This window comes from Pseudomonas sp. ADAK21 (assembly GCF_012935735.1).
Lineage (GTDB): Bacteria > Pseudomonadota > Gammaproteobacteria > Pseudomonadales > Pseudomonadaceae > Aquipseudomonas > Aquipseudomonas proteolytica.
The window spans coordinates 516,138-542,359 of sequence record NZ_CP052857.1 but is presented as its reverse complement, the minus strand read 5'-3'; the positions used below and the strand labels follow the sequence as shown (position 1 = coordinate 542,359).

27 protein-coding genes are annotated in these 26,222 nt (G+C 61.2%); 16 read left to right on the top strand and 11 right to left on the bottom strand.

The features are described 5' to 3' along the window. Positions 1-10: 10 nt before the first annotated feature. Complete coding sequence (locus HKK57_RS02510; protein WP_029292366.1) at positions 11-934, bottom strand: LysR family transcriptional regulator; 924 nt, start codon at positions 932-934, stop codon at positions 11-13. A gap of 49 nt (positions 935-983) precedes the next feature. On the opposite strand from HKK57_RS02510, the gene HKK57_RS02505 reads away from it, so the two are divergent. From HKK57_RS02505 to HKK57_RS02495, 3 genes are all read left to right on the top strand, one after another. After that, on the top strand, positions 984-1,298 hold the full coding sequence (locus tag HKK57_RS02505; RefSeq protein ID WP_070995119.1) for a 3-phosphoglycerate kinase: 315 nt from the start codon (positions 984-986) through the stop codon (positions 1,296-1,298). Positions 1,299-1,449: 151 nt separating this feature from the next. After that, positions 1,450-2,049, top strand: coding sequence for an FMN-dependent NADH-azoreductase (locus HKK57_RS02500; protein ID WP_092234408.1), 600 nt, complete (start codon positions 1,450-1,452; stop codon positions 2,047-2,049). Positions 2,050-2,252: 203 nt separating this feature from the next. Continuing rightward, positions 2,253-3,125, top strand: a complete 873-nt coding sequence (locus tag HKK57_RS02495) for a carboxylate/amino acid/amine transporter (protein ID WP_029292369.1) — start codon at positions 2,253-2,255, stop codon at positions 3,123-3,125. Positions 3,126-3,170: 45 nt separating this feature from the next. On the opposite strand, the gene HKK57_RS02490 is transcribed toward HKK57_RS02495, so the two are convergent. Beyond that, on the bottom strand, positions 3,171-4,469 hold the full coding sequence (locus tag HKK57_RS02490) for a mechanosensitive ion channel family protein (protein ID WP_169389734.1): 1,299 nt from the start codon (positions 4,467-4,469) through the stop codon (positions 3,171-3,173). 193 nt (positions 4,470-4,662) lie between these two features. On the opposite strand from HKK57_RS02490, the gene HKK57_RS02485 reads away from it, so the two are divergent. Then, positions 4,663-6,009, top strand: a complete 1,347-nt coding sequence (locus HKK57_RS02485) for a DEAD/DEAH box helicase (protein ID WP_029292371.1) — start codon at positions 4,663-4,665, stop codon at positions 6,007-6,009. A 48-nt stretch (positions 6,010-6,057) separates the two neighbouring features. Here the strand turns inward: HKK57_RS02485 and HKK57_RS02480 are convergent, their stop codons facing one another. Next, positions 6,058-6,333 carry a hypothetical protein gene (locus HKK57_RS02480; RefSeq protein WP_169389733.1) on the bottom strand — a complete coding sequence of 92 codons (276 nt, stop codon included), beginning with the start codon at positions 6,331-6,333 and terminating at the stop codon, positions 6,058-6,060. A gap of 155 nt (positions 6,334-6,488) precedes the next feature. On the opposite strand from HKK57_RS02480, the gene HKK57_RS02475 reads away from it, so the two are divergent. From HKK57_RS02475 to copD, 5 genes are all read left to right on the top strand, one after another. Continuing rightward, positions 6,489-6,878, top strand: a complete 390-nt coding sequence (locus HKK57_RS02475; protein ID WP_029292373.1) for a hypothetical protein — start codon at positions 6,489-6,491, stop codon at positions 6,876-6,878. A 98-nt stretch (positions 6,879-6,976) separates the two neighbouring features. Further along, complete coding sequence (locus HKK57_RS02470) at positions 6,977-8,776, top strand: copper resistance system multicopper oxidase (protein ID WP_169389732.1); 1,800 nt, start codon at positions 6,977-6,979, stop codon at positions 8,774-8,776. A gap of 10 nt (positions 8,777-8,786) precedes the next feature. Then, the gene (locus tag HKK57_RS02465) at positions 8,787-9,629 is read left to right on the top strand and encodes a copper resistance protein B (RefSeq protein ID WP_169389731.1); all 843 of its coding nucleotides are present in this window, start codon (positions 8,787-8,789) and stop codon (positions 9,627-9,629) included. 60 nt (positions 9,630-9,689) lie between these two features. Further along, positions 9,690-10,076: a copper homeostasis periplasmic binding protein CopC gene (gene copC / locus HKK57_RS02460; RefSeq protein ID WP_029292376.1), complete on the top strand. Its 387-nt coding sequence runs from the start codon at positions 9,690-9,692 to the stop codon at positions 10,074-10,076. Continuing rightward, positions 10,073-10,999 carry a copper homeostasis membrane protein CopD gene (gene copD / locus HKK57_RS02455; RefSeq protein ID WP_169389730.1) on the top strand — a complete coding sequence of 309 codons (927 nt, stop codon included), beginning with the start codon at positions 10,073-10,075 and terminating at the stop codon, positions 10,997-10,999. Before copC ends, copD begins: the two co-directional genes overlap by 4 nt. Here the strand turns inward: copD and HKK57_RS02450 are convergent. The 3 genes from HKK57_RS02450 to HKK57_RS02440 form a co-directional block, all read right to left on the bottom strand. Further along, positions 10,996-11,862 (bottom strand): DUF6279 family lipoprotein, encoded by an 867-nt coding sequence (locus HKK57_RS02450; protein ID WP_169391171.1) that lies wholly within the window; start codon positions 11,860-11,862, stop codon positions 10,996-10,998. The genes copD and HKK57_RS02450 overlap by 4 nt on opposite strands. Before the next feature lie 66 nt (positions 11,863-11,928). After that, positions 11,929-12,651, bottom strand: coding sequence for a TorF family putative porin (locus HKK57_RS02445; protein ID WP_169389729.1), 723 nt, complete (start codon positions 12,649-12,651; stop codon positions 11,929-11,931). Positions 12,652-12,868: 217 nt separating this feature from the next. Continuing rightward, entirely contained in the window at positions 12,869-13,048 is a 180-nt protein-coding gene (locus HKK57_RS02440) for a hypothetical protein (protein ID WP_007946007.1), read from the bottom strand. Between the two features lie 333 nt (positions 13,049-13,381). Here HKK57_RS02440 and HKK57_RS02435 point away from each other — a divergent pair, with 333 nt between their 5' ends. Together HKK57_RS02435 and HKK57_RS02430 are read left to right on the top strand one after the other, a co-directional pair. After that, entirely contained in the window at positions 13,382-14,218 is an 837-nt protein-coding gene (locus HKK57_RS02435) for a CvfB family protein (protein ID WP_029292380.1), read from the top strand. Between the two features lie 66 nt (positions 14,219-14,284). Beyond that, a complete protein-coding gene (locus HKK57_RS02430) occupies positions 14,285-14,692 on the top strand; it encodes a DUF2177 family protein (RefSeq protein WP_154906382.1) in 408 nt (135 codons plus the stop codon). Here the strand turns inward: HKK57_RS02430 and HKK57_RS02425 are convergent. Then, a complete protein-coding gene (locus tag HKK57_RS02425; RefSeq protein ID WP_169389728.1) occupies positions 14,682-15,848 on the bottom strand; it encodes a YbfB/YjiJ family MFS transporter in 1,167 nt (388 codons plus the stop codon). The genes HKK57_RS02430 and HKK57_RS02425 overlap by 11 nt on opposite strands. Positions 15,849-15,950: 102 nt before the next feature. Here HKK57_RS02425 and ptrR point away from each other — a divergent pair, with 102 nt between their 5' ends. The 3 genes from ptrR to HKK57_RS02415 all read left to right on the top strand — a co-directional run bounded on the left by ptrR (position 15,951) and on the right by HKK57_RS02415 (position 17,965). Further along, the gene (gene ptrR / locus HKK57_RS02420) at positions 15,951-16,844 is read left to right on the top strand and encodes a putrescine utilization regulator PtrR (protein WP_070995135.1); all 894 of its coding nucleotides are present in this window, start codon (positions 15,951-15,953) and stop codon (positions 16,842-16,844) included. A 139-nt stretch (positions 16,845-16,983) separates the two neighbouring features. Then, positions 16,984-17,106 carry a PA1414 family protein gene (locus HKK57_RS27145; RefSeq protein WP_003210728.1) on the top strand — a complete coding sequence of 41 codons (123 nt, stop codon included), beginning with the start codon at positions 16,984-16,986 and terminating at the stop codon, positions 17,104-17,106. A 256-nt stretch (positions 17,107-17,362) separates the two neighbouring features. Next, positions 17,363-17,965, top strand: a complete 603-nt coding sequence (locus tag HKK57_RS02415; protein ID WP_169389727.1) for a peptidoglycan recognition protein family protein — start codon at positions 17,363-17,365, stop codon at positions 17,963-17,965. A 427-nt stretch (positions 17,966-18,392) separates the two neighbouring features. Here HKK57_RS02415 and HKK57_RS02410 read toward each other — a convergent pair whose 3' ends face one another. Continuing rightward, positions 18,393-19,775: a sodium:solute symporter gene (locus HKK57_RS02410; RefSeq protein WP_070995126.1), complete on the bottom strand. Its 1,383-nt coding sequence runs from the start codon at positions 19,773-19,775 to the stop codon at positions 18,393-18,395. 66 nt (positions 19,776-19,841) lie between these two features. Beyond that, positions 19,842-20,792: an agmatinase gene (gene speB, locus HKK57_RS02405; RefSeq protein ID WP_029292385.1), complete on the bottom strand. Its 951-nt coding sequence runs from the start codon at positions 20,790-20,792 to the stop codon at positions 19,842-19,844. Between the two features lie 287 nt (positions 20,793-21,079). Here speB and HKK57_RS02400 point away from each other — a divergent pair, with 287 nt between their 5' ends. Together HKK57_RS02400 and HKK57_RS02395 are read left to right on the top strand one after the other, a co-directional pair. Continuing rightward, positions 21,080-21,973 carry a LysR family transcriptional regulator gene (locus tag HKK57_RS02400; RefSeq protein ID WP_169389726.1) on the top strand — a complete coding sequence of 298 codons (894 nt, stop codon included), beginning with the start codon at positions 21,080-21,082 and terminating at the stop codon, positions 21,971-21,973. A gap of 2 nt (positions 21,974-21,975) precedes the next feature. Then, positions 21,976-22,572 carry a tRNA-uridine aminocarboxypropyltransferase gene (locus tag HKK57_RS02395; protein WP_169389725.1) on the top strand — a complete coding sequence of 199 codons (597 nt, stop codon included), beginning with the start codon at positions 21,976-21,978 and terminating at the stop codon, positions 22,570-22,572. A gap of 120 nt (positions 22,573-22,692) precedes the next feature. On the opposite strand, the gene HKK57_RS02390 is transcribed toward HKK57_RS02395, so the two are convergent. Together HKK57_RS02390 and HKK57_RS02385 are read right to left on the bottom strand one after the other, a co-directional pair. Then, positions 22,693-24,048 (bottom strand): HlyD family type I secretion periplasmic adaptor subunit, encoded by a 1,356-nt coding sequence (locus HKK57_RS02390; RefSeq protein WP_029292388.1) that lies wholly within the window; start codon positions 24,046-24,048, stop codon positions 22,693-22,695. A gap of 10 nt (positions 24,049-24,058) precedes the next feature. After that, on the bottom strand, positions 24,059-26,218 hold the full coding sequence (locus HKK57_RS02385; protein WP_070995133.1) for a type I secretion system permease/ATPase: 2,160 nt from the start codon (positions 26,216-26,218) through the stop codon (positions 24,059-24,061). Positions 26,219-26,222: the final 4 nt, after the last annotated feature.

Below are 26,222 nucleotides of genomic sequence, written 5' to 3'. Positions count from 1 at the left end.
GAACTCCGTTTCAGGCTTGCCGGGGGGCGGCAAAGGGGGCGTCCAGCGGTGCGGTGTCGAAGGTGCGCAGCAGTTCGACGAGAATCTGCGTCGCCGGGCCCAGGGGCTTGTCCTTGTTGGAGTACAGGTAGAACGTCGGGTGGCGGCTGCCGCCTTGCTCCAGGGGCAGTTGCTTGAGCACGCCTTCTTTAAGCTCGCGCTCGATCAGGTGCCGGGGCAGCCAGGCAAACCCCAGGCCGCTGCCGACGAAGGTGGCGGCGGTGGCCAGGCTGCCCACGGTCCAGCGCTGTTCGGCGCCGAGCCAGCCGACGTCCCGTGGTTGCTGGCGGCCGGAGTCGCGGATCACCACTTGCATCTGGCTTTCCAGGTCCTGGAAGCTCAACTCGCGGTTAAGCCGGTGCAGGGGGTGTTCGGGGTGGGCCACGGCGACAAATTCCACATCGCTCATTTCCGTGCCCAGGTAGCCAGGGATGCTGAAGCCGCTGATCGCCAGGTCGGCGACGCCTTCAATCAGTAGTTCCTCGACACCCGACAGCACTTCTTCACGCAGGCGCACGCGGCAGCCACGGCTTTGCGGCATAAAGGCGGTGAGGGCGCGCACCAGGCGGGCGTTGGGGTAGGCGGCATCGACCACCAGGCGTACTTCGGCTTCCCAACCTTGCTCCATATGATGGGCCAGGTCTTCCAGCTGGCTGGCGTTTTTCACCAGTTGCCGGGAGCGGCGCAGCAGCACTTCGCCGGCCTCGGTGAGCACGGCCTTGCGCCCGTCGATGCGCAGCAGGGGCACGCCCAACTGGTCTTGCATGCGGGCGACGGTGTAGCTCACCGAGGATTGCGAGCGGTGCAGTACTTCGGCCGCCTGGGCGAAGCCACCATGGTCGACCACGGCTTGCAACGTGCGCCATTGATCAAGGGTCACGCGGGGCGCTTTCAAGATGAGCTCCTCTTGTCCTAAGCTGGCGGTCCTTATTGGAGACTGCCGAATGAGAAAATTCTGTTGTGTAGTGCTGGCACTGTTGCCGCTGAGCGCGTTTGCCTATCCGATCGACGTGTCAAAATCGATCAAGGGGGTGAGCATCGATTACATGGCGTCCGATGTGGACAGTGAGATCAGCTCCATCCAACTCAGTAACTTCGGCAGCAACGACGCTGCGTGCAGGGTCGCATTTACCAATGGTCCGGAGCCTGCGCGGGTACGCAATGTCACGGTTCCTGCCGGCAAAAGCACCAACACCACGGTCAAGTTCAGCCGCGCGATTATCAAGATGCGCATCAAACTGACCTGCGAGCCTAAATAACGCACAAGCGGGGCGCGGCCAGCGCTATGCTCCGCTTATAAACAACTTTATAGATGGGTTATAGCAGTTTTTTACGCTTTTTTATCGAACGGGCTCTGTTTAACCTTCACTCCATCGACTTACAGCAATTACCGATGGAGCCTACAAAGCCATGTCCAATGTTCTGATCATCGAAAGCAGCGCCCGCCAGCAGGATTCCATCTCCCGCCAGTTGACCCAACAGTTCATCAGCCAATGGCAGGCGGCCCACCCGGCCGATCAGATCACCGTGCGTGACCTGGCCATCAACCCGGTGCCGCACCTGGACGCCAACCTGTTGGGCGGCTGGATGAAGCCGGTCGAGCAGCGCAACGCAGATGAGCAGGCTTCCCTGGACCGTTCCAACCAACTGACCGACGAACTGCTGGCCGCCGATGTGCTGGTAATGGCCGCGCCGATGTACAACTTTGCCATCCCCAGCACCCTCAAAGCCTGGCTTGACCATGTGTTGCGCGCTGGTGTGACGTTCAAGTACACCGCCACCGGGCCACAGGGCCTGTTGACCGGCAAGCGCGCCGTCGTGTTGACCGCCCGTGGCGGTATCCATACCGGCGCGAGCAGCGATCACCAGGAACCGTACCTGCGCCAGGTCATGGGCTTTATCGGTATCCATGACGTCACCTTCATTCATGCCGAAGGGGTGAACCTGGGTGGCGACTTCCAGGAAAAGGGCGTGAACCACGCCAAGGCCTTGCTGGCACAGGTTGCCTGAAGCGTTAATCGCCAGATAATCGCGTGGTGTTTTTATAACCCCACGCAACCCTTCAAGTTCGCGTATCGAACCTCCCTTTGCACTTGTTGCTCCTGAGTGCTCCTGCCCGACTGCCGCTTTAGCGAGGTCGGGTTTTTTTTGCCCCGAGTTTCGCCCCGCCGTGAAAAACGCTAATGTCGCGCCCATTCAAATACGAGGCGCACATGGGCTATTTACTGATTGTCACGCTGATCCAGGCGTTTTCCTTCAGCTTGATCGGCGAATACCTGGCCGGTCATGTCGACAGCTATTTCGCCGTGCTGGTACGCGTGCTGCTGGCCGGGCTGGTGTTTATCCCGCTGACCCGCTGGCGTTCGGTGGAGCCTGCGTTCATGCGCGGCATGCTGCTGATCGGCGCGTTGCAGTTTGGTGTGACATATGTGTGCTTGTACTTGAGCTTTCGCGTGCTGACGGTGCCCGAGGTGTTGTTGTTCACCATCCTCACGCCGTTGCATGTGACGTTGATCGAAGACGCACTGAACCGGCGCTTCAACCCGTGGGCGTTGATTGCTGCGCTGGTGGCGGTGGCGGGCGCGGCGGTGATCCGCTTTGACCAGATCAGCCCGGACTTCTTCATGGGCTTCCTGTTGCTGCAACTGGCCAACTTCACCTACGCCGCCGGGCAGGTGCTGTACCGGCGCCTGGTGGCGCGCCATCCAAGCGACTTGCCGCACTACCGGCGCTTTGGCTATTTCTACCTGGGAGCATTGGCCGTGGTGTTGCCGGCGTTCCTGTTGTTCGGCAAAGCCAACTTCCTGCCCGAAGCGCCATTGCAGTGGGGGGTATTGGTGTTTCTGGGGCTGGTCAGCACCGCGTTGGGCTTGTACTGGTGGAACAAGGGCGCCTGCCTGGTCAACGGCGGCACCTTGGCCGTGATGAACAACCTGCATGTGCCGGTGGGGTTGCTGCTGAACCTGCTGATCTGGAATCAGCATGAACCGTTGGGGCGGTTGTTCCTGGGCGGGGCGGTGATCGTGGCGGCGGTGTGGATCAGCCGGTTGGGTGTGCGCCCGGCTTTAGGGCTTGCCAACCGGTGATGAGTGTTGTGGGAGCGAGCAAGCCCGCTCCCACAAGGGTTCAGCTTATAGCGCAGCTTTTTCTGGGGCTGGCAAATGGCTGGCACCCAGCACCGCCGGCAACACCCCGGCCCGCAGGTCATTGCCACTTGGCTGCTGGTACAGGCTCAAGCCAAACTCCGGCAGCACTGCCAACAGGTAGTCAAAAATATCTCCCTGGATGCGCTCGTAATCCGCCCACGCGGTGGTGCGGGTAAAGCAGTAGATTTCCAGGGGCACGCCCTGGGAGGTGGTCTGCATCTGGCGCACCATGCAGGTCATGTTCGGCTGGATATCGGGATGGCTCTTGAGGTACGCCAGGGCGTAGGCACGGAACGTCCCCAGGTTGGTCATCCGCCGGCGGTTGGCCGAGAGTTGCGCGCTGTGGCCCTGGGCTTCGTTCCAGGCTTTGAGTTCCGCCTGCTTGCGGCTGATGTAGTCGGTCAGCAGGTGGACCTGGGTCATGCGCACTTGTTCATCGTCACGCAGGAAACGCACGCCGGCCGCGTCGATAAACAGGCTGCGTTTGATCCGCCGCCCGCCCGAGGCCTGCATGCCGCGCCAGTTCTTGAACGATTCGGACATCAGGCGCCAGGTGGGGATCGAGACGATGGTCTTGTCGAAGTTCTGCACCTTGACCGTATGCAAGGTGATATCCACCACATCGCCATCGGCGCCGACCTGGGGCATTTCGATCCAGTCGCCGACCCGCAGCATGTCGTTGCTGGTCAATTGCACGCTGGCGACAAACGACAGCAGCGTGTCCTTGTACACCAACAGGATCACCGCCGACATCGCACCCAGGCCGGACAACAGCAACAGCGGCGAGCGGTCGATCAGCGTGGCGACGATGATGATTGCGCCAAACACGAACAACACCATTTTCGCCAATTGCACGTAGCCCTTGATCGAGCGCGTGCGGGCGTGTTCGGTGCGGGCGTAGATATCCAGCAGGGCATTGAGCAGGGCGCTCATGGCCAGGACTTGGAACAGGATGGTGAACGCCAGCGCCACGTTGCCGATGAACAACGCGGCGTTTTTGCTCAGCTCCGGCACCAGGTGCAGACCGAACTGGATCACCAGGGACGGCGTCATCTGTGCCAGGCGATGGAAGACTTTGTTGTGCCGCAGGTCATTGAGCCAGTGCAGCGCCGGCTGGCGCCCGAGCAGTTTGACGGTGTGCAGGATGAGGTAGCGAGCCACCCGTCCGACAATCAGGGCCACGACCAGCAGCACCAGCAAGGCGATGCTTGAATGCAGCAGCGGATGTTGGTCCAGGGCACCCCAGAGGTCTTGGACGTTGAGCCAGAGCTGTTTGATATCCATGGTTTAAAGCGATTCTTCTGTAAGACATGACGGGGCGATTAGAGCATTTAAGTGCTGCAAAGTTGTGCAGGCAGACAAATCACCTGACAAAAAACCATCTGATTGGCCCACTTCGCGTAAAGAAACTCGGCCTGAGCGCCCGAAACCGTTACCCTATGCAGCTGATTTTTTGTATTTCTTCGAGGTAGCACCCGTGTTTTCCCAATTCGCCCTGCACGAACGCCTGCTCAAAGCCGTGGCCGAGCTTAAATTTGTCGAGCCTACGCCTGTGCAAGCAGCGGCCATCCCGCTCGCGCTCCAAGGGCGTGACCTGCGGGTGACGGCTCAGACCGGGAGTGGCAAGACCGCCGCTTTCGTCCTGCCGATCCTTAATCGTCTGATCGGCCCGGCCAAGATCCGCGTCAGCATCAAGACCCTGATCCTGTTGCCTACCCGTGAACTGGCCCAGCAGACCTTGAAGGAAGTGGAGCGCTTTTCGCAGTTCACCTTCATCAAGTCCGGCCTGATCACCGGCGGTGAAGACTTCAAGGTGCAGGCCGCCATGCTGCGCAAGGTCCCGGATATCCTGATCGGCACCCCTGGGCGGATGATCGAGCAACTGAACGCCGGCAACCTGGACCTCAAGGAAGTCGAAGTACTGGTGCTCGACGAAGCCGACCGCATGCTCGACATGGGGTTTGCCGACGACGTGCAGCGCCTGGTCGAAGAGTGCGTCAACCGCCAGCAGACCATGCTGTTCTCCGCCACCACTGGCGGTTCGACCCTGCGCGAGATGGTCGCCAAGGTCCTGAACAACCCTGAGCACCTGCAGGTCAACAACGTCAGCGACCTGAACTCGACCACCCGTCAGCAGATCATCACCGCTGACCACAATGTGCACAAAGAGCAGATCCTCAACTGGCTGTTGGCCAACGAGACGTATCAGAAGGCCATTGTGTTCACCAACACCCGGGCTATGGCCGACCGCATCTACGGGCGCCTGGTGGCTCAGGAGTACAAGGCGTTTGTCTTGCACGGTGAGAAGGACCAGAAGGACCGCAAGCTGGCCATCGACCGCCTCAAGCAGGGCGGCGTGAAGATCCTGGTAGCCACCGACGTCGCCGCGCGCGGCCTGGACGTCGAAGGCCTGGACATGGTGATCAACTTCGATATGCCGCGCAGCGGCGACGAGTACGTGCACCGTATCGGCCGTACCGGGCGTGCCGGCAACGATGGCCTGGCCATTTCGCTGATCTGCCATGGCGACTGGAACCTGATGTCGAGCATCGAGCGCTACCTCAAGCAGTCGTTTGAGCGGCGCACCATCAAGGAAGTCAAAGGCACCTACACCGGGCCGAAGAAGGTCAAGGCCTCGGGCAAGGCCGTGGGCGTGAAGAAGAAAAAGGTCGACGCCAAGGGCGACAAGAAGAAAGCCGGCGCCAAGTCGCCGACCAAGCGCAAGATCGCCAACCGGCCGAAGACCGACAACCTGTCGTTGGTCAGCAAGGACGGCATGGCACCGCTCAAGCGCCGCAAGCCAGAAGCACCGGCTGCCGAATAATACGGCGGCGCACAAAAAAACCGGACAATGTCCGGTTTTTTTATGCCTTCAGTTTTTTGCCTTGGCCGCCGCTTCCTTCAATTCCTTGAGCCGCGCCTCGATCAACTGGCACTTGTCGGGGAACCTCGCGCTTTCGGTATCCAGGTCCATTTGCTGCAGTTCATCGTTGATTTCCTTGGCCTTGGTCGGGTTCTGCTGGGTCAGGGTGCTGACTTCCTTGGCCAGTTGCTCACGTTTTTCCGTGGCCTCTTCCGGGGTACAGGCCCAGGCGGGCAGGGCGCTCAACAGGGTGGCGGCGACGGCCAGTTGCATCAGGGTTTTCATGGGTGGACCTCCTTGGCGGTGATACTCGGTTGAGGGCTACGGCCCGCGAAAAGTTCAGTGCAATCACGCTCGTCCATCCGGCTGAACGGCGCCCGCACACGCCGGTCACAACCTTTGAAGGCCGCCAGTCGGTGTGCCTGCAGGAGGGATTCAGGATGAGTACTTACAATTGGGATCTGATCGAGCGTCTGTTACATGAAGTGCAAAATGGCGAGGGCAGCTTTGCCCCGCGCAAGTATGCCGAGCAGGAAGCCGCCGAGAAGGCCACGGCCGGCGACTTCAACGGCGACCTCGATGCGCTGAAAAAGACCGCTGCCGACTATGAGGCGCTGTTGTTCAAGCGCGGCTTTATCGAGTCCCGTCCAGAGGATCAGGGCGGCAATGGCGAGAACTTCATTTTGACGCCGCTGGGGGCCCGCCTGCTGGCGCTGATCGACAGTTCCATCCCGGGTAACGATCACCCGCGCCAGGTTTTGGACGAGCAGGCCGACGCGCTGGATCCGGCGACGTTCGAGGTCGTGGCCTCCAAGGCGCAAATCGCCTGAGCCGGCTGAAACTGTCAAATCGGTAATCTGGCGCTAAGCCAACTGACAGGCGCCGATTCCTATTCTTGGGTCATTCAATTGACGGGAATGGAATCGGCATGCACTCCAACACTTCTCGACGAACCTTCGTCAAAGGCTTGGCTGCGGCCGGCCTGCTGGGCGGCGCAGGCCTGTGGCGGCCACCGGTCTGGGCCCTGGCCAGTCCCGGACAACCGGGCGTGCTGGCAGGCAGCGATTTTGAACTGTCCATTGGCCAGACCCCGGTCAACCTCACCGGCAACGTGCGCACTGCCTTGACCATCAACGGCAGTTTGCCGGGGCCGCTGCTGCGCTGGCGCGAAGGCGATACCGTGACCTTGCGCGTGCGTAACCGCCTGGCAGAGCCGACGTCGATCCACTGGCACGGGATTATCCTGCCGGCCAATATGGACGGCGTGCCGGGCCTGAGTTTCAAGGGGATCGAGCCGGGCGGGGTGTATGTCTATCAGTTCAAGGTCAACCAGCACGGCACCTACTGGTACCACAGCCACTCCGGGCTCCAGGAGCAACAAGGGGTCTATGGCCCGCTGGTGATCGATCCGCGGGAGCCGGAACCCTTCACTTACCAGCGCGACTATGTGGTGATGCTGACGGACTGGACCGACGAAGATCCCGTCAGCCTGATGAAGACCCTGAAAAAACAGTCCGATTACTACAACTTCAATAAACCCACCGTGGGCGACTTCATCAAGGATGTGGCCGACAAGGGCTGGTCGGCCACTGCTGCCGACCGTCTGATGTGGGCGCAAATGAAGATGAATCCCACGGACTTGGCGGACGTCAGCGGCGCGACCTACACCTTCTTGATGAACGGCCAACCACCTGCGCAAAACTGGACCGGGCTGTTCCGTGCCGGAGAGAAGATCCGCCTGCGCTTGATCAACGGCTCGGCCATGACCTACTTCGATCTGCGTATTCCGGGCCTGAAGATGACGGTTGTGGCAGCCGACGGCCAGCCGGTGAAACCGGTCAGCGTGGACGAGTTGCGCATCGCCGTGGCCGAGACCTACGACGTGCTCGTCGAACCGAGCGAGGCGGCCTACACCCTGTTCGCCCAATCCATGGATCGCACCGGCTACGCACGCGGCACCCTCAGCCGTGAGCCGGGCTTGCTGGCGCCGGTCCCGGCGCTGGACGCCCGCCCCTGGTTGACCATGGACGACATGGGCATGGGCGGTATGGACCACGGTGCAATGGATCACGGGGCCATGGCAGATATGCCGGCCATGGATCACAGTCAGATGGCTGGCATGGACGGTGGGGCGATGCAGGGCATGTCCGGCGGGGCGATGGAGGGCATGGACCACAGCGCCATGGCGGGGATGGCGATGCCAATGCAAAGCCATCCGGCCAGCGAAACCAATAACCCGTTGGTAGATATGCAGGCGATGAGCACCTCACCCAAACTCGACGACCCTGGCATCGGCTTGCGCAACAACGGGCGCAAGGTCCTGACCTATGCCGATTTGCGCAGCACCTTTGAAGACCCCGACGGCCGCGAGCCAAGTCGCACCATCGAGTTGCACCTGACCGGGCATATGGAGAAGTTCGCCTGGTCCTTCGACGGGGTGAAGTTCTCCGATGCCGAGCCGATCAGGTTGACCTATGGCGAGCGGGTGCGGGTGGTGCTGGTCAACGACACCATGATGACGCACCCGATTCACCTGCATGGCATGTGGAGTGACCTGGAGGACGAAAACGGCCAGTTCATGGTGCGCAAACACACCATCGACATGCCGCCAGGATCGCGTCGCAGTTACCGGGTGACCGCCGATGCCCTGGGGCGCTGGGCCTATCACTGCCATCTGCTGTACCACATGGAAATGGGCATGTTCCGTGAAGTCCGGGTGCAAGAATGAGGAACCGAGCATGAGCCATCTATTTCGCCCCGCTGCGCTACTGATCGCGACATTTGCCCCCGTAGCGCTGGTTAGCGCCGAAACCATGGACCACAGCCAGATGCAAGGCATGACGCCAGCAACACCTGCGGCCAGCAGTCATAGTCGTACGCCGATTCCACCGCTGACCGACGCCGATCGCGCCGCGGTCTACAACGCCCCGGGCGGGCATGTGGTGCATGACAGTGGCATCAACTCGTTGTTTGTGATCGACCAACTGGAATGGCAAGGCTCTGACGATGGCCGCGCCGTGGGCTGGGATGCCAAGGGCTGGATGGGCGGTGATATCGACCGCTTGTGGTTGCGCACCGAAGGTGAGCGCGCCAAGGGCAAGACTGAAAAGGCCGAGGTCCAGGCGTTATGGGGCCACGCCATCAGCCCGTGGTGGGATGTGGTGGCCGGTATGCGCCAGGACTTCAAGCCCGGTGACAGCCAGAGTTGGGCGGCGTTCGGCCTGCAAGGCATGGCCCTGTACAACTTCGAGGCCGAGGCCACGCTGTTTGTCGGTGAAAGCGGGCAGACCGCGGCGCGCCTCGAAGGGGACTACGATATTTTGCTGACCAATCGGCTGGTGCTGCAGCCTACCGCCGAGGCCAACTTTTACGGGAAAAACGATCCGGGGCGCGGGATTGGCTCAGGCCTTGCGCAAACCGAGGTTGGGGTGCGGCTGCGTTACGAAATCCGTCGCGAGTTTGCGCCTTACGTCGGGGTGACCTGGAATCGTGCCTACGGCCAGACGGCCGAGTACGCCAGGGACGAGGGCGAGGACCGCAGCGAGGTGCGCTGGGTACTGGGTGTACGCCTGTGGTTTTGATGGATGCTGATTAAAAAACTCTACCTATAACCTGTCGCCATGAGCGGCCAGGAGCCTTGCATGTCTGTGTTTAAAACCACGTGGGTGGCGGTTGCGCTGTGTTCCGGATTATTGCTCAGCGGGCCTTCCTGGGCCCATCCGAAGTTGCTGTCTTCACTGCCTGCGGCCGGGGCAAGCGGGCCGGCCCCCGAGACCATTGAGCTGCACTTTTCGGAAAACCTGCTGACCCAGTTTTCGGGCGCCAAGCTGATCATGACGGCGATGCCCGGCATGGCCCATTCGCCCATGCCCATCAAGGCCAGTGTGTCGGGCAGCAGCGACCCCAAGGTGATGCTGATCAAGCCTGCGGCGCCGCTGCCGGCCGGGACCTACCGGGTGGACTGGCGCGCGGTGTCGTCAGACACCCACCCCATTACCGGCGATGTGGTGTTCAGCGTCCGGCCATGAGTGAGTCTGTGGGCATTGCCTTGCGGTTTGCGCTGTACCTGGACCTGATGCTGCTGTTCGGCTTGGGCTTGTTTGGTCTGTATGGGCTGAAGGCATCGGAGCGGCTATCCGGCGCGGTGTTGAATTTCAAAGGCTGGCTGGCAGGGACCGCGCTGCTTGGCATGTTGCTCTCGATGGCTTCGCTGCTGGTCATGACCCGAGCCATGAGCGGTGAGCAAGAGTGGCAGGCACTTGGGCCGCATCTGCAGATGATGCTGTGGCAGACCGAGTTTGGCTTGACCTGGATGCTGCGTATCGGCGTGTTGCTGGTGGCCGCTCTGGTTGCCTTGACCGGTGCAATGTGGCCTAGCGCCAGTGTGTGGCTGGCGACCTGGGCGGCGGGTGTCGCCTTGGCGACGCTGGCCTGGGCAGGTCACGGCGCAATGGATGACGGTGCGCTGCGGGCCTGGCACCTGATTGCGGACAGTGCACATCTGTTGGCGGCCGGTGCGTGGGTCGGGGCGTTGGTGGCGTTTGGGTTGTTGCTGCTGCCGGGCAGCGTGCAGGACATTCAGCGGGTGAAAATCCTGGCCAGGGCACTGACTGGCTTTGAGTGGATCGGCGTGGCGTTGGTGACGGCGTTGATACTGACCGGCGTGGGGAATTACCTGTTTGTCGTCGGGCCGAGCCTGGATGGAATCGCCAGTAGCGCCTACGGCATTTTACTCAGCCTGAAACTGGCGCTGTTTGGCGTGATGCTGGGGATGGCGGCACTCAACCGCTTCCACCTGAGCCCGTTTATGCAACGGGCGGTGGCGGCTGGCGACTACACACTGGCCTGTCGCGCCCTGCGGCGTAGCCTGAGCGTGGAGTTCGGTGCGGTGCTGCTGATCCTGGGGCTGGTCGCGTGGTTGGGGACGCTGGGCCCAATGGCGTCGGGCTAGGCTGGGCTGCCCTTGAGGCACTTGAGGGACTGGAAGTCGCTGCGCACTTTATCGATTTTCTGCACCAGCTTCTGTCGTTGTTGCACCGTGCTTTCGGCCATCAAATCCACCAGCAGGCTGCGGGCCGCCGCTTCGGTCTGGGCATAGGCCTGGCGATAATCTGCGGTCCACAGGCTTTCACGGTCCACCAGCAGTTGCTCCATCTTGCGCGGGAAGTCGCTGCTAGCCCGTTGGTTGACGGCCGCGATGAACTGCGCCTGCCAATGGGCGCGGTTGCCGATCCATTGCTGGTTCTGCGCACCCAGGGCGGTGGACCAGGCCAGCACACGCTCTTGCTGGCTGGCGTTCAACGGGCCGAGCCAGGCGTCCAGGCGTTTGCTCATGCGCTCGCTACGGTCCTTGATCTGTTGCGCCAGGGGGGGCTTGAGGTATTCGTCCTGGCGTTTACGCAGGTCCTTGGCCAGCGCTTGATCCATCTCCCGTACCTGTTGCTCGTCCAGCCCGCGTAGCAATTGGATGGCGGATGGAGTGATCTGCCGGGCGACATCGGCGATGGCCTGCTTGGCTTCGAGGGTGCGGGTTTGCAGGGCCGCATCACTGACCTGCTGGTTGTCGACCATCTGTTGCAGGCGGTCGAGCCAGTCGAGGTAGCCGGGCAATTGGGTGGTGCAGTGCCAGGCCAGGTGGTCCTTGAGGGTGTCGTTGAACCAGCTTTTCTGCCCGGCGTTCATGTCCAGGTAGTCGTTGAGGGTCCAGGGGATGATCACGTCGAGGTTGCGATAGGCTAGGCCCACGCGGTTGCAGCCGGCAAGCAGCACGCTCAGGGCCAGCAAGGCCACCAGGATTCTTAACCGATACAGCATGGGCGAGTCCTTGCGCAGTCCAGGGATGTTCATCTGAACTCGCCGGGGGCGTGACAGTTCAGCCCATCAATAAAACGATCGCTCGGCCTTGAGGGTCAACAGGCCATCACATTGCGAATTGTGTCCGGAGTAGGCCGAGCAGTCGCTGCCGCTGAGGCTGGAGTCGCTGTAGATCAGGTCCAGGTTGACGCCCATCCACGGCCGGGAGAACTTCACCGACCAGTCGCTGAAACTACGGATCGAGCCGCCCTCCACCGATGCCGGAGCGCCTAACTGATGAGTGGTGTACTTCATGCTCACGCCAATGCCAAACGGCTGGGTCCCGCCCAGGTCGGCAAACAGGGTGCTGTCGCGCCGATCGGGGTCGTTGCCCAATGACACGCCAAAGCGATTGCCCAGCAAGTTCAGGCCGCCGTAGAACTCCTGGCTGTCGAGCGGGCTCAACTTGGGGTAGCTGTAATGGATCATCCCCAGTTCATAGCCCAGGGTCTGGTCGAACGGGCGCTTGAAGCCCAAATAGGAATCGACTTCCAGGTTACTGGCGGGTGACAGGCCCATGCTCGGCGAAAACTGGCCGAAATACAGACCGCTGGCGTGGCTCAGGTCGAGGCCGCCGTGGAACGAGTTGCTGCCCGGAGAGGTGGGTTTGACCAGGCCCTGGGCCATGCTGCGACTGGGCGTAGTCCCCAGTTTCAAGTCGAAGTCGCCCAGTTCACGCTGGAAAACCTGCGCGTCGGCGAGGGGGCTGGCGAGCAGGGCGCTGACCAGGAAAATGCACGGCTTGAGCATGCGTCACTCCATGAAAAGCGAGGAGCAGTAACAGAAGGAATCGGGCAAACGCCCGATCTAGACGTGTGCAAGCATACCGGCGAAAGTCAGGGGCTGAGGCCCGTTCGTCGATTGGCGGGGTTGAAAGTGTGTCGGGGGGAGGGTGCGGGCTCTAGTCCTAGCGCCTTGATAGGCAAGACGCTTAGGGACCAGGTGGGAGGCGTAGGCGGCTTCGCGCTTACTTCTTACCCAGGGTGATCTGCTTGGACGGGCCGAAAGTCTGGCCGCTCACGCCCTTGGCGATCTGCTGGATTTCGCCACCGGACTTGAGGAACGCGGCGATTTGGTTGTTGATCGATTCGCTGGTTTCAACGGCGGGAGCTGGCTTTGCTTTGCTGTTGGATGCTTTTACGCGCATGGCGGCCACTAACCTGTAGAAAATTAACTTGGCCAGGCATCGTACATGAAATACTTGACAATTGCTTGGTAAATATCTCCCAGGAATAAGCTGCGTTATTATAAAAACCTAAGTTGATCCATGGTTGAGGGCCCTAACTCGCTGTTTTAAATAGAAACCCGAGGGGGAAAAACCAGCCGGCCATCGATGCCAGCACGTAGCCCGACCTGACGAGCGGAGCGATTGCCTGAAATCCCCTGGCAAACCCGCGATTTTTCAGGGTTGCGCGCCTGGACACGGGACCGCTGCCTTCAAGTCGGGTAGAATGCCGCCCACGCAATGAGGGTATTGGAAATGGCTTTAGTCGGGCGCTACAACAGTTTGCAAGTGGTTAAACACACTAACTTTGGTTTGTATCTGGATGGTGAGCAAGAGGGCGAAATCCTCTTGCCTAATCGTTATATTCCCAAAGATATTCCCAGTGAAGATGAAGACTGGCTTAACGTTTTTATTTATCTGGACAGCGATGACAAACTTATCGCCACCACTGAAAAACCAAAAGTGCAGGTGGGTGAGTTTGCCAGCCTGAAAGTGGTAGAAGTCAACAGCATCGGGGTATTCCTCGACTGGGGCCTACCCAAGGACCTGCTGCTGCCTTACTCCGAGGAAAAGCGCCAACTGACTGCCGGTGAATACTGCGTGGTGCATGTCTACCTCGACAAGCACACCAAGCGCATCACCGCCACTGCGCGCCTGGACCGTTACCTGGACAAGACCCCGGCCAACTACACCGTGGGCCAGGAAGTTGACTTGCTGGTTGCCGAAGCCACTGATATGGGGTTCAAGGCGATCATCAACAACAAGCACTGGGGCCTGATCCACAAGAACGAAGTGTTCAAGTTCCTGCGTCCGGGCAAGGAAGAGAAGGGTTTCATCAAGGAAATCCGCGCCGATGGCAATATCAGCCTGAGCCTGCAACCGGTCGGCGAGCAAGCGGCGTCCAGCCTGAACTCGAAGATCCTCGCCAAGTTGCGTGAAAACAACGGCAGCCTGCCGGTCAGCGACAAGAGCGACCCGACCGTGATCAGCAACTTGTTTGGCGTGAGCAAGGGCAACTTCAAGAAGGCCATTGGTGCACTGTACAAGCAGGGCCAGATCGTGATTCACGCTGATCGCATTGAACTAAGCTGACTGCAACCTGCTCTTGTGTAGGAGTCGCTATCGCCGGCATGCCGGCTCCTACAGTAGGGTGTCGTCATGGGCAAAAAAGTCGTGTGTGCTTACCTCGGTACGTTATTGGCTTTTTTAGTGCTCGATGGCCTCTGGCTTGGCGTGTTGATGGGGTCGACCTACAAGGCCCTGCTGGGGCCGCTGATGCTTGAACAACCGCGATTGCTGCCGGCGGCACTGTTCTACTTCCTTTATGTATTCGGCTGTGTGGCTTTTGTGGTGCTGCCGGCGCTGGCCAGTGGTGGCTGGCAACGGGCTGCCCGCCTGGGCGCCTTGCTCGGGTTGGTGGCCTATGGCACCTATGACCTGAGCAACTGGGCGACCTTGCAAGGCTGGTCGGCGGGCCTGGCATTGATGGACATGGCGTGGGGCACCTTCCTCACGGCTGCGTGCTGCTTGCTGGGGTACGGGGCGGCGCACCGCGTCAGGGGCTGAGCCGCGCCCGGCAATCAATCGGTGCCGGGGCCGGTCGTAGCAGCAATGCACCGGCCAGTATCAGGCCGCTGCCCGCTACTATCAGCGCCGGCTGCAAGCCGCCGCTAAGGTGACTGCTCAACGAGGCCAGCAGTGGGCCACTTAACTGGCCCAGGGCAAAACATGCCGTCAGCAGCCCCGTGCTGCGTTGCGCACCGTGGGGTGCGATTTCCCGCAGGCGCTGCATCACCAGTTGCATGCACGCCAGGAACGGCAGACCGCACAGCACTACGCCCAATGCCAAACCCACACCATTGCCCAGCAAACAAGCGAAGACGCCGGCCGCTTGCAGCCATAGGGTGGCCATCAACCAATAGCGTGTAGTGTCGGGGTTGGGCTTGCGCAGGCTGACCAGCAACACACCCAGGGCTGCCGCGAGGCCAAAGCACGGCCAGAACAGGTCCGCCTGCCAGGCGCCCTTGAACTGCGCGCTGGCCATTTGTGACAGGAACGTGGCGGGGATGATGTAGCCCAAGCCAAACAACAGGTAAACCCAGCCCAGATGCGCGATGCTGCCATTGCTCCCGGTTGTGGCGCTGCTGCTCTGCGGCTGTCCTCTGTCAGGCTTGGGCAGCAACGGCAGGATCACCAGCAACATGCCCAGGGCGACCACGCCATACACCAGCCACAACGTCGCCGAATCCTCGGCCAACAGGTTCGAGCCCAATGCCAACAGTCCCGTGAGCAGGATCCCCAGCCCAGGCCCGGCAAATACCAATGCTCCTAATCGCGGGCGCCCGGCGGCAATCGCCAGGGGTTGGCTCAGGCCGGTAATCATCACCAGCACCCAGGCGCTGGCCACGCCCGTGCCAAAGCGCAATATCAGGTGCGACCAGAAGCCGCTGGCCCAGAACGACGCCAGGGTCAGCAGCACACACAACCACAACCCGCCGAGCAGTCGCCCGCGTATGTGGTGATGACTGCGCGCGAACATCGAGTCCACGGCCCCCACGAAATAGCCCAGGTAGTTGGCTGCGGCGATCAGCCCGGCCTCGGTCAGGTCGATTTGCCCTTCGCTGAGCAAGTGTGGCATTTGCGGGGTGAGGGCAAAGCGGCCAATGCCCATGGCCATCATCAGGGCGATAAAGCTGGCGAGTAAGCGAATCAAGGGAGACATGGGGCAAATTCCTGCAAGAAGCGATGACCCCAGGTTAAGGTGGATTGTTATTCAGTAAAAATGAATAATACTGAGCAACTTGTTCAGTTAAGGAGAATGGTCGTGGAGTTCAGCCAACTGCGTATTTTCCAGGCTGTGGCCGAAGAGGGCTCTATCACCCGTGCGGCAGAGCGCCTGCACCGGGTGCCGTCGAACCTCTCGACCCGGCTCAAGCAAATGGAAGAGCAATTGGGTGTCGAGTTGTTCGTGCGCGAGCGCCAGCGCCTGCAATTGTCGCCGGCTGGCAAGGTGCTGCTCGACTACAGCACGCGGCTTCTGGCGCTGCACGACGAAGCGCACGGCGCCGTACAGGGCGGGCAACCAGCCGGGGACTTTGTGCTGGGCAGCATGTACAGCACCGCCGCGATCCATTTGCCGAAACTGCTGGCGCAGTATCACAAGGCTTACCCGATGGTGAACCTGCAAGTGCAGTCGGCGCCCAGCGGTGAGCTGCTTGAAGGCCTGATCACCGGGCGTCTGGATGCGGCGCTGGTGGATGGCCCATTGACCTTGGCGACCCTGGACGGTGTGCCGTTGTGCGAGGAACGCTTGCTGCTGATCTGCGAGGCGGACCACCCGCCGGTACGCGGCCCGCAGGATGTGGCCGGGCGCTCGGTGTTCACCTTCCGACGCAGTTGTTCGTATCGGGCGCGCCTGGAAGCGTGGTTTTCCCACGACCGCGTAGCCATGGGGCGGGCCATCGAGATTGAGTCGTATCAAGGCATGCTGGCGTGTGTGATCGCCGGTTCCGGGGTGGCGTTGATGTCCGAATCGATGCTCGACAGCCTGCCCGGCAAGCACAGCGTCTCGATCCACCCCCTGGCCGAGCCGTTTGCCCACGCGACCACCTGGCTGATGTGGCGCAAGGGCATGCTCGGGGCTAATCTCAACGCGTGGATTGACCTGCAGCAAGAGGGCAAGACGCGGCCTGAACAAGAGGCGCGAGCGATTGCCTGACCGCATCGTCAGGATTTGTATCAATTCAGTAATGGTTCGTTGCGGTTTCAGGCAAGCATTGCGTGGGACTTAGTACTACTATCTGTAGGAAGCAGCCACAGAATTCCAGCTGCTCGGCACTACCCTCAAAGGGGGCACCATGAAAGAAAAACTGCAAAACTGGCTGCACGACCTCGGCGTCGCACTCGGCTTGATCGAGCCACCGCTGCAACCGGTGCCTATCCGCACCGATGACGAACAGCGCCGCCCGCGTCGCAGGTAAGCCCGGAAAAGCGCTCAGGCATTGGTGTTTGGGCGCGATCACTGGTTATGCTTTCCCAGGAACACAGTGGATGGGCGCGTGCTCGTATGTGATAGAACCGCGCCAGTCGAAGACCACTTTCCTAAATTAAGTTGCGCTCGCTTTGTCTGATCATGGAAGTATTCTGGTCGGACGTTTCCTTTTGTCTGCTCCCTCGACCTTTTCTGTATTTGGACGTTTTATATTCCTGCTCTCTTCAAGGAAGGAAGGCAGGGGTATGTCGTTTGTTAACAGTGATGGGATTCTGATCTCCGACAAAGTGATACTGCGTCGATTTAACGCGATTGAGCATGGGGATTTGCACGGTGTGCAGGCTTTAGTTGTCCACCAGACGGATGCACCGACGGCGCAACATACGTTCAATGGCTACCTCGCAAAAGGCAGTGGTGCGCACTTTCTGATTGATAAAAATGGTTTTGTTTACCAGACGGCCAGTTTGAAAAAACGCTGTTACCACGTTGGAAAACTCATTCGCTCGAAGTGCTTGGCGATTGATAAAAAAACGTGTGACAGCGCGCAGATGGCCCGGATTCAAACGTTATCGTGGACTGCGCAGATCAAGGCGTTGGACGCGCATGAGCGAGCCAAAAGCTATCCTGAACGCTATCCCGTGAACTCCGACTCTATTGGCATCGAACTGGTGGGCAAGCACTTGGATACCTCTCGGTATGAGACCGTTACCGGCGCCCAGAACCAATCCCTTCAATGGCTCGTTAACGAGTTGTATGTTCATTTCAACCTATCCTCGGGTGATGTCTACAGGCATCCGCAGATATCCTATAAAAACCCAGGTGAAGCCAGTAGTGCGGTGTGGGAATGATGACGATCAAAGCGTGGCCGATTGGCGCATTACTCGTTGTTGCGGGATGTACGGATCTGCACAACACGCCCGACCTTGAAAGCATTGTTATCTCCAGCTTCCAATCCCAGGAACCCGAGAGTTGCCGGTCTTCTGACGTGCCGCTCGACTCAAGCCGTGTGCGGGCGTTTTTCCAACGGGCGTCGAAGATTGATAGCCGCACCCTGCATGACCGTTACGAGTGGGCACCTTGCTATTTGGAGGGCAGTCTGAAGTACAACGGGCAGGTTTGTACGTGGCAGGTAAGGGCGGGAGCCACTGGGGTCGTCCAGTGTCCGTCGGCAGAGCAGTACTTTACTTGTGAAGAGTGCAGCGACCTGTTTGCAAAACCCGGGGATTAAAAAAACGGATGCGACACCGACGTCGCACCCGCTGAAGAAAGCTTTATTCAAGCCGCGTCGGCCACCGCCACCTGTGGCCGGCGCGACAGCATGCTCACCAGCACAAAACTCACCACACTCACGCCCAGGCTGTAGTAGATCGGTGTGTTTGCCTCCAGACCATCCTTGATCATGAACACCAGAGACGTGGCAAACCCCAGTGCCATGGCGCTGATTGCGCCCGAAGTGGTCGCGCGTTTCCAGTAGATCGCCCCGATCAACGGGATCAACATACCGCCGACCAGCAGGTTATAGGCCAGGGTCAAGGCACTGATCACATCGGTTACCACCAAAGCGATAGCCAGCACGGCGATGCCGGTCAGCAGGGTGAACAGGCGGTTGATGTTCAGGCTCGACTGTTTGCCGCCGCGCAGGCGTGGCAGCAGGTCTTCGGTGAGCACGGTGGATGCGGCGAGCAGCCCGGCGCTGGCCGTGGACATCATGGCCGCCAGGGCCGCGGCGATCACCAGGCCACGCAGGCCATCGGGCAGCGACAGTTTGACGATGGCGGCGAAGGCGTTGTTGACGTTGTCCAGGTCCGGGATCAGCACATGGGCGGCCATGCCGATCAGGGCACAGGCCAGGCCGTAGAGGATGCAGTAGAAACCGGCGAAAGTGCCGGCATACTTGGCGACCTTTTCGTCCCGGGCGGTAAAGACCCGTTGCCAGATGTCCTGGCCGATCAGGATGCCGAAAAAGTAGATCATGAAGTAGGTGATGATGGTGTCCCAGCCGATGCTGGTGAAGCTGAAACTGGCCGCTGGCAGCTTGGCCACCAGCTCATCCCAGCCGCCCACGCGGTACAGGCAGATCGGCAGCAGGATAAACATCAGGCCGACGGTCTTGATCACGAACTGCACGATATCGGTCAAGGTCAGTGACCACATGCCGCCAATGGTCGAATACACCAGCACCACGCCACCGCCCAGCAGGATGGCGGCCCAGAAGGGCAGGTCAAACATCACTTGCAATACGGTGCCGATCCCCAGGATCGAGGTCACTGCCAGCATCAGCGCGTAGGCCAGCATGATCAACCCGCTGGCCTGGCGGGCCGTGGGGTTGTAGCGCTGCTCCAGGACCTGGGTCACGGTGAAAATTTTCAGCTTGAGCAAGGGCTTGGCGAGGAACAGGTTCAGCGCGATGATCCCCGCGCCCAGCGCTGCGCAGAGCCAGAAGCCGGAAATGCCGTGGACATACCCCAGGCGCACGCTGCCCACGGTGGACGCGCCACCGAGTACCGTTGCCGCCATGGTGCCCATGTACAGGGTCGGCCCCAGGTTGCGCCCGGCGACCAGGTAGTCTTCATGGGTCTTGGCCCGGCGCATGCCCAAATAGCCGAGCACGAGCATGCCGGCGGCGTAGATAAGTACGACGAATAGATCCACAGCCATGGTGGCGAATCTCCAATTATTATTTTTATCGGTGTTCAGGCGCGGGGCACATGGCCCCGCGCTACATCAGCGGTGCGTGACGCCAGGCAGTACACAGAGCATTTCGTACAGCAGGTTGGCGCCCAGCAACGAGGTGTTGCCGGTGGTGTCGTAGGGCGGCGAAACTTCCACCAGGTCACAACCAATCAGCTCCAGGCCCTGGCAGCCACGGATAATCTCGATCGCCTGGATGGTGGTCAGCCCGCCGATTTCCGGGGTGCCGGTACCGGGTGCCCAGGCCGGATCGATACCGTCGATGTCGAAACTCAGGTACACCGGGCCGCCGCCGACCTTTTCCCGGACTTCGGCCATCAACGGCGCGAGGGACTGGTGCCAGCACTCTTCGGCCTGGACCACGCGGAACCCCTGTTTACGGCTCCAGTTGAAGTCTTCGGCGGTATAGCCCTGGGCGCGCAGGCCGATTTGCACCACGCGGTCGCAATCGAGCAGGCCCTCTTCGACGGCACGGCGGAAGGTGGTGCCGTGGGCGATTTTCTCGCCGAACATATGGTCATTGACGTCGGCGTGGGCATCGATATGCACCAGCCCGACCTTGCCGTGCTTCTTGTGGATCGCCCGTAGGATCGGCAGGGTGATGGTGTGGTCGCCGCCCAGGGTCAGCGGGATCACGTCGTGCTTGAGGATTTCATCGTAGGATTCTTCGATGATGCGCACGGCGTCCAGCAGGTTGAAGGTGTTGATCGCCACATCGCCGATGTCGGCCACTGACAGCGAGTCGAACGGTGCGGCGCCGGTGGCCATGTTGTAGGGGCGGATCATCACCGACTCGGCGCGGATTTCGCGGGGCCCGAAGCGGGTCCCGGCGCGCAGCGAGGTGCCAATATCCAGGGGCACACCGACGAAGGCCGCATCCAGGCCGGCTGCGGTTTGCAGGTGGGGCAGGCGCATCATGGTGGCGATGCCGGCAAAGCGCGGCATTTCGTTGCCGCCCAGTGGTTGGTGAAAGATCTTGTCCACGGGAGTGCCTCATCGTTGTTGTGGTTATCAGAGGCCGATTCTGCGAAATGTCGGACACGGGAAGAATCGCTGCGGGAAAATACTTAGTTCAGATTTTTCTGAACTAATGCCTGGGGTAGACTCCACCGGTGTGCAAAACCTGTTCCCTGTAGGAGCGAGCTTGCTCGCGAAAAACGTTAACGATCACGCGGGCATTCAGAACGTACGCGGCGCTTTCAGGTTTTTCGCGAGCAAGCTCGCTCCTACAGGGAATGGGCCTGTCAGCCGATTTTTTGCCTGGAGGTTCCATGGCCAGCGCCTTGCCCGACCTGAAACTGTTGCGCATCTTCGTCAGCGTGGTGCGCCACCAAGGGTTTGCCAATGCCCAGCACGAACTCAACCTGTCGACGTCCGCCATCAGCACCTATATGAGCCAGTTGGAAGGCGCCCTGGGCCTGGTGTTGTGCCATCGTGGGCGGGGCGGTTTCAGCCTGACCAGCAAGGGTGAGCTGTTTCATCAGGAAACCTTGCGCCTGCTGGCCGAGTTGGAGGGCTTCGAGCAGTATGCGGCGGCGCTCAAAGGCGAGCTGCGTGGCACGCTCAAACTGGGCGTGCTCGACTCCACCGTCAGCGACAAGGCCCTGCCATTCGCCGAAGTCATCGGCGCCTACAGCCTTGAGCACCCGGCCGTGCATTTGCATTTGTCGGTCATGAGCCCCTACGAGCTGCAACTCGGGGTCCAGGACAATCGCCTGGACCTGGCCATCGGCGCCTTCTCCAACCGCATGAGCGGCTTGATCTACATGCCGTTGTACCGCGAGCAACACTGGCTTTACTGCAGTTCGCGCCATCCACTGTTCAGCGAGCGGCGCATCCCCGAACAGGTGATTACCCAGCAACGCATGGTCGGGCGCGGGTATTGGAGCCAGGCGGAACTGGCGCGCCACGGCTTCAAACACAGCGCCGCGACGGTAGAAAGCATGGAAGCGCAGTTGATCCTGGTGCTGTCCGGTGCCTACATCGGCTACTTGCCCGAACACTACGCCCAGGCCTGGGCTGACAAGGGCGACTTGCGGGTGCTGCTGCCCGCGACTTTTGGCTACCAGGCGCCGTTTTCGCTGATCATGCGCCGTGGGCGCAGCCGCGAACCGTTGATCCAGACCTTCCGCGACTTACTCAAAGCACAGCTCAATCAGGCCTGAACATGTCCAGACTCCAATGCCCCCGCTGCCTGCGGCCGACCACCCACTGCCTGTGCGCGCTGATCCCGAGCCTGGACAGCCGCACCCGAGTGTTGCTGTTGCAACATCCCAGCGAGGTCAACCATGCCCTCAACACCGCACGTCTGGCCGCGTTGGGCCTGGTGAATGCGCAACTGGTGGTGGGTGAAGTATTCGAAGGCTTGCAGACCTTGCTCAACCCCCCTGGGTATCAGGCGCGGCTGCTGTTTCCCGGCGAGGACGCGCAGCCGCTGCAGGCCTACAGCCCATCCGACAAACCGCTGCTGCTGGTGGTGCCCGACGGCACCTGGCGCAAGGCGCGTAAATTGCTGCACCTCAACCCGCTGCTGGCGGCGTTGCCACGGGTGACGCTGACGGCGGGCGCCGTGTCCCGTTATCGGTTGCGCAAGGCACCGGGGCCGGGGGCGTTGTCGACGGTGGAGGCGATCGTGCAGGCGTTGACGGTGCTGGAGGCGCCGCAGTCATTCGAGCCGTTATTGCGACCGTTCGAGACGTTGATCGAGGGGCAGATTGCGGCGATGGGGGAAGAGGTTTTCCTGCGCAATCATGGGGGGGATTAGCAGGGGCACCGAGGTGGGGCCATCGCCGGCAAGCCAGCTCCCACATTGACCGCGTTGCTCAAGACATGCGCGGTCAATGTGGGAGCTGGCTTGCCGGCGATGGCGCCCGCGCAAACACCGTTAACGCTCGCGCATCGCCTCCGTCCTCGCCTTCAGCACCGGCTTGAGCAAGTAATCCAGCACGCTTTTCTCCCCGGTAATAATGTCCACCGTTGCCACCATCCCCGGGATGATCAGCAGCGGTTTTTTCTCCCCGCCCAAATGGTTCTTATCGGTGCGCACCTGGATCAGGTAGAAGCTGTTGCCCTTGTCGTCGGTAATCGTATCGGCGCCGATCAGCTCCAGTTTTGCCGCGAGCCCGCCGTAGATGGTGTAGTCGTAGGCACTGAACTTGACCATCGCCTTCTGCCCCGGATGCAAGAACGCTACGTCCTGGGGCCGCACTTTGGCCTCGATCAGCAGGTTGTCTTCCAGCGGTACGATTTCCACCATGTCGCTGCCCGGTTGGACCACGCCGCCGATAGTGTTGACCTTCAGTTGCTTGATTACCCCATGGACCGGCGAGACCACGGTGGTGCGGCTGACACGGTCATCAATGGCGATGCTGGTGGCGGTGATTTTCGATAGATCAGTGCGCTTTTCGTTGAGCTCCTTGGCCGCTTCCGAGCGGAAGGTCTGCACCGATTCGTCGATCTTGCTCTTGATCTCATTGATCGCCGACTCCGCCCGGGGGATCGCCAGGGTGGTGGCGTTCAATGAGCCACGGATCTCCACGGCGCTGCGTTTGAGGCGCAGGATTTCCACTGGCGAGACCGCGCCGGTGCCCACCAGCGGCGCCGACATGTTCATCTCTTGCTGCAGCAGCGCCAGGCTGGAGCTGAATTGGCCCTGCTTGGAGCGGAATTCCGCCAGCTCCTGGGTTTTCTGCCGCAGTTGTTCGCTCAAGGTCCGCTGTTCGCTGCTCAAGCGCCGCTGGCGTTGTTCGAACAACGAGCGTTCGTCCTCGGCCACTTGCGGGGCCTTGGCGATCACTTCATCGGACAATTTGAACGGCCGCCCCTCGGCCTCGGCAGACAGGCGTTCGACCTGGGCGGTGAGGGCATAACGGTCGACTTCGCTTTCGCCCTTGTTCGAGCGAAACCGCGTGTCGTCCAGTTGCAGCAACTTGTCGCCCTTGTCCACCATCTGTCCTTCGCGCACGTAAATCTGGGTGACGATGCCACCCTCCAGGTTCTGGATCACCTGCACTTTGCTCGACGGGATGGCCTTGCCTTCGCCCATGGTCACTTCATCGAGCACGGCAAAGTTGGCCCACAGCAGGGCGCAGATCAGCAGGCCGGCGGTGAGCCACACGATAATCCGTGAACGGCGCGGCGAATCCTGCAGTGCAGCGCCCGCCAGTTCGGGCATGAATTCGCTGTCGGCGGTTTTGCCAAAACTCTTGAAGTAGCCCGGTGATGAGGGAGTGGCTGACATGGTGGGGCTCCTAGACGGCGGCCGAGCCGACACGGCCCTTGCGCAATGCATCGATCACACTTTCTTTGGGGCCGTCGGCCACGATGCGGCCGTTGTCCAGCACGATCAAACGGTCGACCAGGCTGAGCATCGAGGTGCGGTGCGTGACCAGGAGCAACGTCTTGCCCTTGACCCATAGCTCCAGGCGCTGGCGCAGGGTTTCTTCGCTGCTGTTGTCCATGGCGCTGGTGGGTTCGTCCAGCAACAGGATCGGCGGGTCGAGCAGCAGCGCGCGGGCCAGCAACACCGCCTGGCGTTGGCCGCCGGACAGCAGTTGCCCGCGCTCGCCCACCGGCCGGTCGAAGCCTTGGGGGTGTTGACGGGCCAGCTCGCTGACGCCGGTCAGCTCGGCCACTTCGAGCATCCGCGCATCGCTGATATAGCGCGCGCCCAGGGTCAGGTTGTCGCGCAGGCTACCGGCCAGCAGCGGCAGATCATGGGCCACATAGCCCACTTGCTGGCGCAGGTCGGCCACGTCCAGTTGCCGCAGGTCGAGACCGTCGAGCAGCAATTGGCCCTCTTCTGGGGTGTAAAAACCCATCACCAGCCGGCCCAGGGTGCTTTTGCCCGAGCCGCTGCGCCCGATAATCCCCACGCGCTCGCCCGCCTTGAGCTGGAAACTGACCTGGCTCAGGGCCGGGGCGTTTTGTCCGGCGTAGTGGAAGGTCACCTGGCTGACTTCCAGGGCGCCCGTCAGTTGCGTGCGTTCCAGGGGGCGCTGTTGCGGATCGCGTTCCTGGGGCAGGGCCATCAACGCGTCGGTGCTGCGCATGGTCAATTGCGCCTGCTGATAGCGGGTGATCAACCCGGCGATCTGCCCCAGCGGCGCCAGTACCCGGCTGCCGAGCATGTAGGTGGCCACCAGCGCACCGACACTGAGGCTGCCGGCGATGATGCTGTAGACCCCGGCGACAATCGTTGCCATCCCGGAAAACTGCTGGATGAACAACGTGCCATTGGTGGCCAGCGCCGAGAGGTTGCGCGCGTGGCTATCGAGGCGGGTGAGGGCGCCATGGGTGCTTTCCCACTGGTGCTGGCGCTCGCTTTCGGCGCTGCAGGCCTTGAGGGTTTCCAGGCCGCCGAGGGTCTCGATCAACAGCGCCTGACGTTCGGCGCCCAGGCTCAGGCTTTTTTGCACGGTGTCGCGCAGGCGAGCCTGGATCAGCATCGCAAAGCCGATGGTCAGCGGGAACGCACACAAAGGAATGATCACCAGCCAACCGCCGAGCAGGCCGATCACCACCAGCATCAGCACGGCGAAGGGCAGGTCGATCAGGCTGGTGAGGGTCACGGCGGTGAGAAACTCGCGCAGGCCCTGGAAGTCATGGATGCTCTGGGCGAAACCGCCGATGGTGGCCGGGCGCGCCTTCATCGACATGCCGGTGATGCGCTCGAACAGGGTGGCCGAAAGAATCACGTCGGTCTTCTTGCCGGCGGTGTCCAGCAAGTGAGCGCGCACCACCCGCAGCACCAGCTCGAAACCCGTGCCGATCAGCAGGCCGATCACCAGGACCCACAAGGTCGACGTGGCCTGGTTCGGCACCACGCGATCGTAGGTCTGCATGACAAACAGCGGCACCATCAGGCCCAGCAGGTTGATCAGCAAGCTGGCGAGAATCGCATCGCTGTACAGCCAGCGCGACAGCTTCAAGGTGTCGCGAAACCACGCCTCGACCCGCGGCACCAATGGCGCGCGCAGGTCTTCGATCTCGTGCCGTGGCCGGGCGAACAGGGCCTGGCCGCTGTAGGCCGCGTCGAGCTCCTCGCGGCTGACCCACTGTTCGCCGCCTTCGGCTTCGCTGGGCAGGATCAGCGCCTGGCCATCCTCGCTCCAACGCCGCAGCACCGCGCAGCGGCCTTCGTTGAGCAGCAGCAGCACCGGCAGGTTGAGCGCCGATATTGCCTTCAAGTCCCGGCGCAATACCCGCGCCTGCAAGCTGGCCCGGGCCGCTGCCCGTGGCAGCAAGTCCAGGCTCAGGCGTTGTTGCGCCAAGGGCAGGCCGGCGCTCAGGCTGGCGCGGCTGACGGTACAGCCATGCAGCTTGCACAGGATCAGCAGGCCGTCGAGCAACGGGTCATCAAAGCTCTGGCGCGGGTCGACGCCCGGGTTCAGCGGTTCCATCTGGCTCACGGCG